This window comes from Desulfosporosinus meridiei DSM 13257 (genome assembly GCF_000231385.2).
In the GTDB taxonomy this organism is placed as follows: Bacteria; Bacillota; Desulfitobacteriia; order Desulfitobacteriales; family Desulfitobacteriaceae; genus Desulfosporosinus; species Desulfosporosinus meridiei.
Window position 1 is genome coordinate 4,750,437 of sequence record NC_018515.1, and the last position, 13,040, is coordinate 4,763,476.

General features: G+C 41.6%; 13 protein-coding genes. 1 reads left to right on the forward strand and 12 read right to left on the reverse strand.

Translation table 11 applies throughout. From position 1 onward, the window contains the following. Positions 1-224: 224 nt before the first annotated feature. From DESMER_RS21845 to fabZ, 9 genes are all read right to left on the reverse strand, one after another. The gene (locus tag DESMER_RS21845) at positions 225-944 is read right to left on the reverse strand and encodes an amino acid ABC transporter ATP-binding protein (RefSeq protein WP_014905246.1); all 720 of its coding nucleotides are present in this window, start codon (positions 942-944) and stop codon (positions 225-227) included. Beyond that, positions 931-1,608 (reverse strand): amino acid ABC transporter permease, encoded by a 678-nt coding sequence (locus DESMER_RS21850; RefSeq protein WP_014905247.1) that lies wholly within the window; start codon positions 1,606-1,608, stop codon positions 931-933. Before DESMER_RS21850 ends, DESMER_RS21845 begins: the two co-directional genes overlap by 14 nt. A gap of 490 nt (positions 1,609-2,098) precedes the next feature. Further along, on the reverse strand, positions 2,099-2,896 hold the full coding sequence (locus DESMER_RS21855) for a basic amino acid ABC transporter substrate-binding protein (protein WP_014905248.1): 798 nt from the start codon (positions 2,894-2,896) through the stop codon (positions 2,099-2,101). Between the two features lie 500 nt (positions 2,897-3,396). Next, a complete protein-coding gene (locus DESMER_RS21860; RefSeq protein ID WP_014905249.1) occupies positions 3,397-3,699 on the reverse strand; it encodes a zinc-ribbon domain containing protein in 303 nt (100 codons plus the stop codon). A 93-nt stretch (positions 3,700-3,792) separates the two neighbouring features. Beyond that, positions 3,793-4,515: a ComF family protein gene (locus tag DESMER_RS21865; protein WP_014905250.1), complete on the reverse strand. Its 723-nt coding sequence runs from the start codon at positions 4,513-4,515 to the stop codon at positions 3,793-3,795. A gap of 63 nt (positions 4,516-4,578) precedes the next feature. Further along, positions 4,579-6,285, reverse strand: coding sequence for a helicase-related protein (locus tag DESMER_RS21870; RefSeq protein ID WP_014905251.1), 1,707 nt, complete (start codon positions 6,283-6,285; stop codon positions 4,579-4,581). Positions 6,286-6,344: 59 nt separating this feature from the next. After that, positions 6,345-6,707: a hypothetical protein gene (locus tag DESMER_RS21875; protein ID WP_014905252.1), complete on the reverse strand. Its 363-nt coding sequence runs from the start codon at positions 6,705-6,707 to the stop codon at positions 6,345-6,347. Between the two features lie 17 nt (positions 6,708-6,724). Continuing rightward, positions 6,725-8,548, reverse strand: a complete 1,824-nt coding sequence (locus tag DESMER_RS21880; RefSeq protein WP_014905253.1) for an O-antigen ligase family protein — start codon at positions 8,546-8,548, stop codon at positions 6,725-6,727. Next, on the reverse strand, positions 8,545-8,985 hold the full coding sequence (fabZ, locus tag DESMER_RS21885; RefSeq protein ID WP_014905254.1) for a 3-hydroxyacyl-ACP dehydratase FabZ: 441 nt from the start codon (positions 8,983-8,985) through the stop codon (positions 8,545-8,547). Before fabZ ends, DESMER_RS21880 begins: the two co-directional genes overlap by 4 nt. Positions 8,986-9,134: 149 nt before the next feature. Here fabZ and DESMER_RS21890 point away from each other — a divergent pair, with 149 nt between their 5' ends. Beyond that, the gene (locus DESMER_RS21890) at positions 9,135-10,268 is read left to right on the forward strand and encodes a glycosyltransferase (protein ID WP_014905255.1); all 1,134 of its coding nucleotides are present in this window, start codon (positions 9,135-9,137) and stop codon (positions 10,266-10,268) included. A 112-nt stretch (positions 10,269-10,380) separates the two neighbouring features. Here DESMER_RS21890 and DESMER_RS21895 read toward each other — a convergent pair whose 3' ends face one another. The 3 genes from DESMER_RS21895 to DESMER_RS21905 are packed head-to-tail and all read right to left on the reverse strand — an operon-like array spanning position 10,381 to position 12,999. Next, positions 10,381-11,520: an anti-sigma factor domain-containing protein gene (locus DESMER_RS21895; protein ID WP_014905256.1), complete on the reverse strand. Its 1,140-nt coding sequence runs from the start codon at positions 11,518-11,520 to the stop codon at positions 10,381-10,383. Next, positions 11,517-12,230, reverse strand: coding sequence for an RNA polymerase sigma-I factor (gene sigI, locus DESMER_RS21900; RefSeq protein WP_014905257.1), 714 nt, complete (start codon positions 12,228-12,230; stop codon positions 11,517-11,519). The genes DESMER_RS21895 and sigI overlap by 4 nt, the downstream gene beginning before the upstream one ends. Before the next feature lie 52 nt (positions 12,231-12,282). After that, positions 12,283-12,999: a WecB/TagA/CpsF family glycosyltransferase gene (locus DESMER_RS21905; RefSeq protein ID WP_014905258.1), complete on the reverse strand. Its 717-nt coding sequence runs from the start codon at positions 12,997-12,999 to the stop codon at positions 12,283-12,285. Positions 13,000-13,040 lie beyond the last annotated feature (41 nt).

Sequence of the window (13,040 nt, forward strand, 5' to 3'; positions counted from 1 at the left end):
AGTGAAGCCGCGGTACTGACGAGCGCTGACGGTTCGCGCCCTCGTAGCGCGCCACTGGTTCACATTCATCGCGCCCTGAGGTTTGGTGCGCTCGCGAACCGTCCAGCTCGTCAGCGGCGTAACGAGCAGACGTGTGCAGAAACCGCTCCTCCCAAAAGCCGGGCATATAAAAAACGCTCCCCTTCCCCAAGAAAGAGAGCGCCAAAAACGCGTGTACAAAAAGCTTATAATATTTTACTTAAAAAGGCCTGTGTTCTTGGATTTTTTGGATTCTCAAACACCTCGTTCGGCTTTCCCTCTTCCATGATAATCCCTTCATCCATAAAAATCACTCTATCTCCTACTTCACGGGCAAATCCCATCTCATGTGTTACAACGACCATAGTCATTCCTTCCCGAGCTAGATCCTTCATAACGGATAAGACCTCTCCCACCATTTCCGGGTCAAGAGCAGAGGTAGCCTCATCGAAAAGCATAATCTTAGGTTTCATGGCTAGTGCTCGAGCAATAGCCACCCGTTGCTGCTGTCCGCCAGAAAGACGATCCGGATATTCGTTGGCTTTATCATACAAGCCCACTTTAGCTAAAAGTTCCATTCCATACTTTCGGGCTTCCGCTTTATTGGTTTTGCGTACGACTTCAGGCGCCAGAACAATATTTTCAAGGGCAGTCATATGGGGAAAGAGGTTAAAGCGTTGAAAAACCATGCCAACCTCCCGCCGAATTGCATTCACATTGACATCGGAGTTCAGTGGAATTCCATCTACGGTTATTTCCCCTCTGGTGGGCTCTTCTAATTTGTTTAAGCAACGTAAGAACGTACTCTTGCCAGAGCCACTGGGGCCAATGACGACGACAACTTCCTTTTCTTTGATATGGCAATTAATCCCTTTAAGAACTTCTAGCATCCCAAAATATTTGTGCAAATCCTTAACCAAGATCATTCTTACCCAACCTCCTCTCCATATAGGCAACCCATTGAGCAATTAACTGAGTCATTACCAGATAATACAAGGCTACCGCTAAATACATTGGAAGGGGTTGATAAGTTCGTCCAACGATAATCTTTCCCGTATAAAAAAGCTCTTGAATCGCTATTATGGATAATAGTGAAGAATCTTTAAGCAAAGCAATAAACTCATTGCCCAAAGGAGGAATTGTTCGTTTAAAAGCTTGGGGAAGAATAACATAACGCAATGCCTGAGCTTGTGTCATCCCTAAAGACCTGGCTGCCTCAGTTTGGCCCCGGTCAATAGACTGAATACCTGCTCTAAAAATTTCTGCAATATAGGCCCCTGAGTTAAGTCCCATCGCCAATATACCCGCGGTGTACTGATAGTTATCAGGCATCGTCTGCCATTTAAGGAGCATTGGGATTCCAAAATAAACCAAGAATATTTGAACCAATAAAGGAGTTCCTCGAAAGAAATCTATATAAGCAATTGCCCCCGCACGAACCACCTTTCGTTTGGATAGCCGTGCCAAAGCCATAAATAAACCAATGACAACCCCAATAGCAACCGCACCTGCCGTAAGCTCTAAAGTTAGCAGTGCCCCTTTAGCAAGAATAGGCATATTATCAACAACCACATGCCAGTTCATTCCCATATTATCCTCCTATCGATTAATCTATTTTTGCAACTATCATAAATGAAGTGAATAGCTTCATTTGAGACACCTTTTTGCCACTTCATATAACATCGCTAAAATTATATATTTTACTGCAATTTTTTACAAGTAGAAACATTTTAGTAATATCTATCAGAAAAGGCTTTTGTGTTGTTAGGGATGCTCCTCTGCCTCAGAAGTCCCTTACTAATTATTAAAAAAATTAATTTTTAGATTGAAGAAAAAAGTATAACTGCAATTCAGAAGCGAACCCTGCGTTTGGATGAACAAAAATTGATTATACCCATCATAAGAACAATAATCAAGAAGTAATTTATCCCTTGTTAGTAACGAATTTGCTTTAGGATGACAGCCTTAATAATATTTGAACCAACCATGTTACTCATAAACTAACTCCAAGAAAACTAAAGGAAGGCACTATATATTCAAGTGCCTTCCTTTAATTAAACAAACCAGTTAAAATTGATCCTTAAAATTTGGGAGCATCCTCTTTGAACCACTTCTTGTAAATCTCATTGTATTTACCGCTATCCATGAGTTTTTTCAATGAAGCATTCATTTTATCCGCTAATTCCTTATTGTCAAGCTTCATAGCTATACCATAATACTCTTCTCCTGAGTCTGCGTTTATAGATTGAATTTGGGCATTAGGGTTTTGAGCTTGGAACCAAAGTACAACCGGAGAATCAGCCACAACTGCATCAACACCACCGCTGATTAAGGCATTCATAGCGTCCGGGGTAGTGTCATATTTGTTAGTTTCCATACCTTTTTCTTCAACGGCATATTGTCCTGTAGTATTGAGTTGAACTCCAATTTTCTTTCCTTTTAGGTCATTCAAGGATTTGAAATTAGCACCCTTTTTCATAGCGATGTATTGGCCACTTAAAAAGTATTTGTTACTGAATTGGACACTTTTTGCTCGTTCCTCGGTAATTGTCATAGCAGAAATAACACAATCATACTTTCCTGCTTGTAAAGCCGGAATTAAGCCATCAAATGCAGCTGTCTCAATATTAACTTTTGTATAACCCATATCTGCGCCGAGAGCCTGGATAAGCTCAATATCAAATCCCGTAGCTTTTTGGCTTTCATCCATAAACTCAAAGGGTGCATAGGCGATATCGGATCCAACTCTTAAAACCTTTTCTTCGGGAGCAGGATTAGACGATGGAGCAGGTGTGCCGGTACTTCCGCAACCAGTGAGTGTCAAAAGACTTAAACTAAGTAGTCCCGTTAAAATAAAACGAAATTTTGACTTAAACATTTATATTCCCCCTCTTTTGGATGACCTAGCATACTCTCCTGAAAGCTTTTTCGAAAAGCTTTATTGTTATGCATCAGCTCGTCCTTCTTTCTTTCGATTATACTTATTTGCGAATAATTATACAACCCTTTTTTCGTCTTTATCTAAGATCCGATTATTTATCCAGTCACTTTATCCCCTTAAGTTACACACAGGCTCCTGTGGATAATGTGGATAAGTATTGTATTTTGCCTATTTGGCGGGAAAATCGGTGTGCATAACCCTGTTAATACTCAAATTAAATTTACGGTCTCTTATAATTATACTTATTTAATCTAACTCATGAAGAAGTATTGTGATTGAACGAATGCTATAGCTAAATTTGGCAGGTCAAGCTTATATATTTATTTTCCAATTATTTTCATCTATGCAACCTGAGCAAAAATATAATAAAAAGCACTGGCCGACTCATAGCCGACCAATGCTTGTCAATTCTAAGTATGAAATATTAATGCCTAAGATTAATATTGATCGCGAGCTGGACGATGATGCTGATAGCACTCACGGCAGTATACTGGACGATCAGATGTAGGTTGGAAAGGTACTTGTGTCTCAACTCCGCAGTCCCCACAAACAACCGTAAACATTTCACGTGATCTTCCTTCTTGGGAATTACGGTTTTGTTTGCGAATGTTGCGGCATTCACGGCAACGCTGAGGTTCATTTTCGAAACCTTTCTCAGCATAGAATTCTTGCTCCCCAACTGTGAAAATAAAAGTCACTCCGCAGTCTTTACACACTAGATCTTTGTCTTCAAAGGCCATGAAAGATATTCCCCTTACGTAAAAAAATGTAATAGGCGGTGCCCATCCATTTACAATTATAACTCTTATCATACAAAGGCACAAGTCTTTTTTCTAGCCCTTTTCAAGGCCTGCGGCCAAACACAAGCCATAGACAGCTTCCACTCCGCTTGTCCTTAAAACTTCTGCAACAGCTTCAAATGTTGCTCCTGTAGTGGTTACATCATCGATCAACCAAACACTTCGGCCTTTTAGGTACCCGGGGTTACTCACCACAAAAGTACCTTCTAAATTGCGCAGTCGTTCCTGACGAGAAAGCAATACTTGAGAAGATCTTTGTTCAATTCGTTCAACACCCCTAAGAATCGGTAAACCTAATTCCCAATGCAAGGCAGAAGCTATTACCTCCGCCTGATTGTAACCTCGTTCAGTTAATCGTGCCTTATGCATTGGTACTGCAACTAAACCATCCACTGCTGGAAGTTGTCTAATGGCCCATTCTGAAAAAGGGCGGGCAATCTTGCTAATAAGTCGAGGATGAGTATTGTATTTAACTGTGTGAATAAAATCCTTCAACCCTCCCGAATAATGCCCCCAAGCAGTAATTTGATCTAATTGTTTGGGGCCTCTGCCGGACACACAATCAGAGCAATAAGTCTTCTCAGTTAAAACCAGCTTTCCACACCCTCTACAACGTCCCAATTCAGGATGAAGGAGGTCTGCCCTGCAACTTGGGCAAATAGGGCCATGCTTATCTCCGCAGAAGACACAAATCTGTTCAGCTTCATACCATAGAGTTCGCGTGGCTTTAGCCAGTTCTTCGAATATGCTCTTCAATCCTTCTGCCTTCTTTCTTCGGTTTGATACACTGGTGTAAAGTACAGTAAGCCAAAAGAAATATCAAAGTTGGATCAACCTCAATTTTAAGGCTAATTTATTCTGTTCCTTAATCCAGCTCACCGCAGTCTTTATAGCCGGTGTCATGTTCTTTGATACAAAAACCGCTTCTCCGTCTGGATATTCTGCAGATCTCCCTACCCTTCCCGCCATCTGAACCAATGCTCGCTCATCAAAGACTGGATGGTCTGCCCCGAAAACTACCACTTGGATCCCGGGCAGGGTAATTCCTCTTTCTAAGATGGTTGTACTTACAAAAATATCATATTGGCCATTCTTCAAATTTTTAAGTTTTGGGCCACGCTCAGAATCCGAGCTGTAGCTTCCTTCAACACTCCAATATGGAAACTGTTTTTTCAAACTCTTAATCCAGGGAGCTACCCAGGAAATTTTGGGCACAAAAATAAGCAATGGGCCGCTTCTCCTTAATAATTCGAGCCTTTCTATTAGAAAACTTGTACACTCATTACGTTCAAAAGAACCACTGTACTTTGCCCAAATCGGAACAGGCAGAGGCTTTCTATGATGCCTAGCCGGTAGCCGAATAAGCAACATTTCACCTTTCCGAACAGATTCCAGGGCTTCAGTTGAGGGGGTTGCCGTCAGATATAGAAATTTACCACCTGGGCGCAGGGCATGGTTTAACCCCCAGTCTAATGCTCTATTTCCTCGATAGGGAAAGGCATCCATTTCATCAAGAAAAATAATATCAAAGCATTGCCAAAATCTTAGTACCTGATGGGTTGTTGCTAATACCATATTTCCTACCTGGAATCTATTTGAAGTGTTACCTGACAATACTTGAACTGGATAATCAGGAAAGTCTCTTTGGAATCTTGGCGCTATATCGTATATGACATCTTGTCGTGGTGCAGCGAAAAGGACGGATTTCCCCTGTTCTAAGGCTCCAGCAGCTGATGGGAAACAAACCTCTGTTTTACCCGCTCCACAGGCTGCCCATAAAAGTGCTTTATCAGAGGTTCCTCCAATGAATTCTGCTACCTGTTCACTAGCTATGTTTTGTGCCTCTGTCAGACTCCAACGAGGCTGAAATCGTACTTTAGCCGAGGTATTCAAAAGCAAACGCTGATCTCTATAAAGCACATCCAAAGATGTGCTCGGCCCAATACTCCCACAACTTCCACAGGTTGCGGCTAAGCCATAAAAGCTGGGCCACTCTTCTACATCTTTTTCTCCACACCGCTGACATTGCCATCCCTTTGAATTTCTCTTCACAGAGGGAACCCATTGCGCTGTTCCCTGGAGTACATTATTATGCACAAGATCTATGATTTCCCGATCTTTCAGGCTAAAATCTTTGGCCAAGGCTCGTAAATCCCTAACCGAAAGTTGCTTGCCGCTGACCAGTTGATTGATTGCATGCCAAGTTTCGTTACCGTTTCCAACCTCCTTTCCAAGCGTCATGGAGTCTTCAGCCGAGGAATATCTTTCCGGCACTTTCCATTTCAAATCTAAACCAGAGCTATACTCATTTAAGACTTTAGAGATACGTTTTTTCATGACCTCCAGATTCTCGCCGCAAAAATCCCTTGCTTGTCCCCTAGTCAATTGTTCAGCAGCCCATTGAATTATTGCTAACGGGAGAGGGGCACTGAGATAGCAAACTACTCTCGAATCAAAATTAGCACTTTCTTCAAAGGGCCTAAATCTCAGTATATACTTGTCTTCTATGGTCAGAAAAAAGAGCATATAATCCCTCTCACCCGCAAATATTAATATGCGTCATTTCAGCCATTCATTTAAACCTGTTATTCTAATGGATACCTAATAATCAAAATGTCCGAAAACCTATTTTGCAAGAATTTTATGTACTGTCGATTTTGCTTCATTGACCAATCCGAGCAAATCTTCACCTCTAAAAATATCGGAATTTGAAAGCGCTTCTGGAGCATGGGCAACACTCCCTTAAGAAGCCATAGGCGATTCTCAATCTCTGTGTTAAAAAAATCCATCTCCATCATCAAGGATACCGATTGATTTTTATTACCTAGCCGTTCCAGCCATGTACTTATTGACATCTGTAATTTCTCCGGCATAACCCACTCATAACGAGCACTGAATATCCACAAAAATACTGCCAGTAAAAGTATTACTCCTATCATTAATGTCATTTTATTCTCCCCCCTGCTTACAACTTATGTTTTGGCAGGAGTTGTGTGAGTTGTCTTTGTCGGGCGTTATCTGCCAGCATCTTTATATGTTCCGTTGGCAAAAAATCCTTGTGCCCTGGCCATAGCTTACGATCTAACTCGCTAAGTCTAGCTGCTCTTCTCTCAATAGTAAGGGGTACGCTCTCCACCCAACGATAAAGGGTTATGGACATTTCTGGTTGCGCCTCTCGATTAAGTTCGGCCGCCGCCCAAGCAACAGACTGAGCCCATTCATAGGCCATAATCTCAAATGGTTGCCATGAAATTACGCTATTTATGGTATCTAACCCAGAATCCAGATCCCCTTGTTTGAGTAAATGCTCGGCCAACTCTTGACGGATCTTAACTTGAGTTTGATCCCATTTTAAACTGGTGGTCCATAATTCTATACTTGTATTAGGATCCGACTTTTTACACTCCACAGCTTGCAAGTTCCATATTTGGTTTCTCTCTGCTAACTTAGGATCTAAAAGGATGCCGCCAAAAACCAGACAGAGGGTTATTCTTAAGCTAACTATTCCTATGGTTTTTAGATAGACAACGGATTTTTTCTGGGTTAGAAGCTGAGCTCTAACACTATTTTTTGAGTTATGGAGGGTTCCGACTAGCAACCAAAATAAAACACCTAAAGCGCCAAACGAAAAATCCGCATCTAACAAACTGTGCATAACTAAAAAAATCAAGGCCGTAACAATCTTGAATTTTACTATTAACCTTTCTAGCACTATCTCTGAAAGGGTGTTGAAATTACTTTTAACCCAAGTCTTACAAAGCGAAACCAGGGAAAACATCCCCCAAACCCCTATGCCGATAATTCCCAGGACTCCTTGGTTCAACAGTACATGAATGAAACTGGAATGTGGATCTGCTGTCCAATAGGGAAAATGCTGAACTGTTGGAAAAGCCCACCATCCCCCGGCTTGTGGAAGACCCCCAGTATTCCAGGCTAATAAAATTCCATCTTTAAAATAGACAATCCTTTCTTGCCAGCTCGAAGAAGTAAAACCCCAGGCGATTAAGTTTTCCCAGGCTGATTTATAATAGAGAGGAACAAAGAAAATTCCGGCAATCCCCAGTACCACAATCCATAATTCTTTAAAGTATCTATGAACTATTCCCAGTTTCTTAAAGTTATGGATTAAACCATTTCTGCTTAAAGTCTTGAGCCTTATCAAAATCTGCTGTAATCCGAAAACTAATAAGAACAATCCTACCCCAGCTCGTGAACCCGTCCCCAATAAGGATATAAATAAAAATAAAACAACTGGTTTCTTGTGCTGAGACATTAAGAGGACCGCCCCCAAAAATGCTGCAGTAGCGTTAGGGTAACCAAAGACTGAGCTCAGGCGCCCCCCTACTTTACTTACCCAGGGCAGCCAACCAATGAAGGCAACACCAACTGCAAGCCATTCAATATAGTTTAAAAGATGCTTTTTAGCGGTATCATCTAAAGCAATCCTCATTCCCAGCCGATAGCAGAGCCAGAGGACTGCCCAATGCAACCCTTCAAATATGCCCTCTAAAAATTTGACAGGATGCAGCAACCCCAATAATGAAAGGAGAACTAGTCCTAAAAGGATAGCATCCGTCCGGTTTGGGCTCAGGTACCGCTGAGCTATGTACTTACCTTTTCTATTTAATCTTTTAAATAGGTTATGTAGGGAAAGGATTAATCCCAATAAAAGCCATTCTTGAGGATAATAAAGGCCATGGGCAATTAAACTTAGTCCTAAAAAAAGAGCTAGGAAGCTTACTGTGTTGCTCCTAGCTCTGATGTCTTGTTGTAAAGATGCACCAATCACTGATTCGAAGTCTTCTTCTCGAGGAAGAATTTAAGAGTTCCTTCTGCCGCCAATTCATCTCCTACATAGGCAACGCCCTTAGCAACCCCATATGTCTTCCTCAACTTGATAAGCTCAACCACCAAACGCAGTTGATCTCCTGGTATGACTTGTCTCTTAAACTTAACATCATCTAACCCGGCGAATAAGCCTAAGTAACCTTCATACTCCGGCTTTTTGAGAATAGCTACAGTTCCAACTTGTGCGAGTGCTTCTATGATCAAAACTCCGGGCATAATAGGATGCCCGGGAAAATGCCCCTGAAAGAAGGAGTCATTTATGGTGACATTCTTAATTCCTACAGCCTTTTTTCCTTCTTCTAATTCAATGATCCGATCAACCAGAAGAAAGGGGTAACGATGTGGAATAATCTTCTGGATTTCTTGGCTTTCTAACACTGAAATTCCTCCTACTTTTCGAACGTTAAACATCAAGGTTGACTTGCAGTTATCTCCCATGATGTCATATGATTAAGGTAATCCTACAAGAATTTTACTGCATGCAAACAGTATAACCAAGTTTAGGCCTGAAGGGAAGACGCAAGGGTATGAAAAAAAAGTCCAAGATTCTACATATTATTGGTGGCGGAGAAGTAGGCGGAGCGGAGAAGCATGTATTGTCCGTACTCCAAAACTTAGATCGAACTCGTTTTGATCCTCACCTTATCTGCCTTACTAATGGCCCTTTTTCAGACATTGTCAAAGAAAATCATATCCCCGTATCTACTTTCCCAATGCGCTTCCCAATTGATCTTACCCCTTTGCCTTCCTTAATCAATTGGATAAATAGGCAATCTATCGACCTAATTCATACCCATGGTTCTCGGGCTAATCTTCTGGGACGCCTTAGTGCTAAATGGTTAAGTCTTCCCTGCCTGACCACCATTCACAGCTCCCTAGCTCACGACTATCTCTCTCCCTGGTCTGCACGGATAGCTCTTGGCCTTGATCGCTTAACTCTGCCTCTAACATCAGCAATCATTACTGTTTCCGACTATCTAGGAAGAGAAGTTAAATTACGGGGCGGACGAAATCTAAAAACTATTTATAATGGTTATTCATCTATTTCCTTCAATAAGCCAGAATCAGATCGTCTTAACTTTCGTAAGAAATGGGGGATCCCTAAGGATGCTCTTGTTCTCGGAACAATCGGTCGTCTTCATCCGACAAAAGGACAAATTTATCTAATTCAGGCAGCTACTCAACTACTTTTGAAATTTCCAAACTTGCACCTATTAATTATTGGAGACGGACCTTTAAGAGGAGATCTGGCTTCAGAGCTTCAGCGACATACTATTCCCCACACCTTTACCGGCTATCTGCCGACAGCATATCAAGCTCTTCCGGCTATGGATTTATTTGTCCTCCCCTCTATCAGTGAGGGCATGGGGCTGGTTCTGCTGGAAGCAATGCAAGCTGGGATCCCAATTGTAGCGAGTGCCGTCGGGGGGATCCCCGAAGTCATCCGCAACGGCAAAGAAGGACTGCTCTTTTCCGCTGGGAATGTAACAGATTTAACAAGCAAATGCTTAACAATTTTCGAAAGTCAAGCTTTAGCCCAATCCCTAGTTCAAGCAGGTCAGAACCGCTGGCCCATGTTTTCCATAGATAGTATGATCAAAGAAACCGAACAAGTATACATTAGTGTCTTAAACCAAGCAAACACGTCCACTATGGCTTAACTTTTCAGGTATGCCATAATCGAAAGAACAGCATTGTCGGGATCACAAAACACAATGAGATCTAATAAATACCTAAAAGGTTGAGCTTATGAGCTCAACCTTTTAGGTGCAATCACCTATTACCATTACTATCTAAATTACCCTTTTCTTGTTGGTCCGCTTTTTTATTGATACTTTGATAGTTTCTTTTTACATTGGAAGATAATGATGAGTCTTCTTTTTCTTTACTCTTATCATAATTATTCTTTGTCCCATGTTCCCCAATATCTTTCTCTAACTCTTTTTCTTTACCTTTATCATTAATACCTCTGCCTTGATTAATTATATCTCCGCCAGCTTGATTCTTCTTATTCTCTTCAGTCTTATCATTTAAGTTATTATTCAGGTTTTCGGTATTGTTCTTTGGTTGATTATTCTTTGCATCTTCTTTATTGCTCTTGTCAGGCATACTACCCTTAATTGATGATGCTGATTGCTGATCCTTCTTACTCTCATTTACTTGTACCTGAACTTTGGGATTTTCCAGCAAATTAACTCGTTCTCTTGTATCCCTTAATTTCTCAGCAGGTGTAACAACTCCCGCCTTTATAGCGTTCTGCCAAAGGGCATATTCTCCTAGTGTAAGATTTTCCTTTTGGGCTAGCTCACGATCTTCAGCAGTTACTGCAAAGACAGCAACTTGTGGAGTAAACCCTTTTTCTTCAAAATCAGATCTGAGCCTGGACATAATTCGCTCTTCGTTTAACTTCTCTTCCACTTCTACAGAGGGGTTGGTTGAGAGTGGCGAATAACCTACAACTACCCAAGACTGTTCAGGCTTTAGAAAGTTTTGATTATAAGCCTCAATGACAAACTCTTCTAAAATACTATCCAACGGTCTTCCCTCAAAATCGATATTTTTAAGTAAACCTTCGGCATCCTCATTTTTAGAGTTTATGTTGAGTAAGTTCCCTTGGTCATCGATAGTAAATTGTACGCTAGGATTAATATCAACGGAGAGTAAGGCGACGGCAGTCGGTGCCTGGTATAAGTTCCAAGCAAAGATCGTTGTTAAAACTAAAAAGAATAATGCCGCTACTCCTGCCCATGCCCTTAACTCTCCAAACCACTGTATTGAAGGCACTTGAATTTCTATTTCTTCACCTATCTCAGCGGTTTGACGTCTATGAATATGGCGAAAGGCTCCATCCTTATCAAGAACCGTATAGCGAAATCCAGACTTTTCTAAAACAACCGCCTTTATCTTATTCATCCTTTCGCCCCCCTTTCCCGCGGGAGAACATACTCCCGTAGATATACATAGTCGTTTTGGTTTGCTAAAAGCATGGCAACTGCAAGAATATACTTTCTTCCTCGCTCTAAAACCTTTGCATGGATTTGTGTTTTTATTCCTAAAGCTTGCATGGGTATTTTCCCTTTGCGTTCAACTTGCTGCCACAACTCAGGATCAAAGGCCAACTCTTGAGCAGCTCGGAGTAAAGTTTCTCGAGAATCTCGATGTTTAGGGGATACTTCTACCAAGTCCTGAAAAGTCAGTTTAAAGGTCAACAATGCTTTAGAGAATTGCCGAATTTCTTCTGCCCTTTCAAGGTTTTGTTCTTGCTCCCGAAAATCATCCAGACCAAGATGGACATCAATACGTCGTCCCAGGTCGTCTTGATCTATAGATATTGACTGACGCAATCGCTGTTTGCGATGATAATCAATCAATCTTCTTTTTATTAACACACGGGCATAAGCCAAAAAAGGTACTCCTTTATCCTCTACAAACAGGTCTATGGCTTCATTAAAAGCAATCAAAGCCTCAGATAGCTCGTCATCTCTACCCCATTCCAAAGAGCGAAAACAAGCTTGGCTTGCCACATGACGAATAAACGTTTGAGACTCTGCCAAAAAGCTCTCTCGAGCTGTTAAGTCGTCCTTCAAACGCTGCCAAGAATATTGTTTTTCCCATTCTGGCATGCTTTCTTCCTCCTAATTTCTAATACGAAGCCGGCTCTCGCTATTAGGGGGTTTATGTAATTATTTTTTGCCAAAGCACTTTTATCACAAAACGAGGCAAAACAGTTTGACGTTTCCAACGCCAAGGTTCTTTCCAAAGTCGATAAAGCCACTCTAATTTTAACTCTTGGATACGTTGGGGTGCTCGATCAACGATTCCAGCAAGGGCGTCAAAGCTGCCACCAACCCCTATACTCACCCTTGCTAATTCAGGATGCTCTGCATTCCAATATTCTTGGCGGGGAGCCCCAAGCCCGACAAGGAGAATATCCGGCTGAAAGGTAATGATCTTCTCTAGAAGATCTACCTCTTCTTCCTCATTAAAGTAACCATGGGATTCCCCCCAAACTATTCCAGGATATTTCAAAGCAACCTGTCTAGCTGCCTGAAGAGCTACACCCGGTTTCCCTCCTAAGAAAAAAATTCGCCATCTCTGTTGGTCTGCCACAGGAAATAAAGATTGAACCAAGTCAATCCCAGTTACGCGTTCCTGAACTGGAGTCCCTAGTCGTGCAGCAGCCCAAACAACTCCAATGCCATCAGGGGTTACTAAATCTGCGGAATTAATCAACTCACGCAGCCGAGGGTTTTTTCTGGATTCATAGATCATTTCCGGATTAGCCGTAACCACACGCAGACTTAACTGATCTTCTATGGCTTTTCTTATTTCAGCAACCGCCTCTTGCATAGAGTAAGAATCAATGGTAATCCCAAGCACATTAACTCGCATAAACAACCATTCCTTTGTAACCAAAAGATAACTCCAAGAAC

Bases quoted from the DNA above. Each gene is read 5' to 3' on its own strand.
- DESMER_RS21845 (WP_014905246.1), bottom strand. From the start codon at position 944: ATGATCTTGGTTAAGGATTTGCACAAATATTTTGGGATGCTAGAAGTT.
- DESMER_RS21850 (WP_014905247.1), bottom strand. From the start codon at position 1,608: ATGGGAATGAACTGGCATGTGGTTGTTGATAATATGCCTATTCTTGCT.
- DESMER_RS21855 (WP_014905248.1), bottom strand. From the start codon at position 2,896: ATGTTTAAGTCAAAATTTCGTTTTATTTTAACGGGACTACTTAGTTTA.
- DESMER_RS21860 (WP_014905249.1), bottom strand. From the start codon at position 3,699: ATGGCCTTTGAAGACAAAGATCTAGTGTGTAAAGACTGCGGAGTGACT.
- DESMER_RS21870 (WP_014905251.1), bottom strand. From the start codon at position 6,285: ATGCTCTTTTTTCTGACCATAGAAGACAAGTATATACTGAGATTTAGG.
- DESMER_RS21875 (WP_014905252.1), bottom strand. From the start codon at position 6,707: ATGACATTAATGATAGGAGTAATACTTTTACTGGCAGTATTTTTGTGG.
- DESMER_RS21890 (WP_014905255.1), top strand. From the start codon at position 9,135: ATGAAAAAAAAGTCCAAGATTCTACATATTATTGGTGGCGGAGAAGTA.
- DESMER_RS21895 (WP_014905256.1), bottom strand. From the start codon at position 11,520: ATGAATAAGATAAAGGCGGTTGTTTTAGAAAAGTCTGGATTTCGCTAT.
- sigI (WP_014905257.1), bottom strand. From the start codon at position 12,230: ATGCCAGAATGGGAAAAACAATATTCTTGGCAGCGTTTGAAGGACGAC.
- DESMER_RS21905 (WP_014905258.1), bottom strand. From the start codon at position 12,999: ATGCGAGTTAATGTGCTTGGGATTACCATTGATTCTTACTCTATGCAA.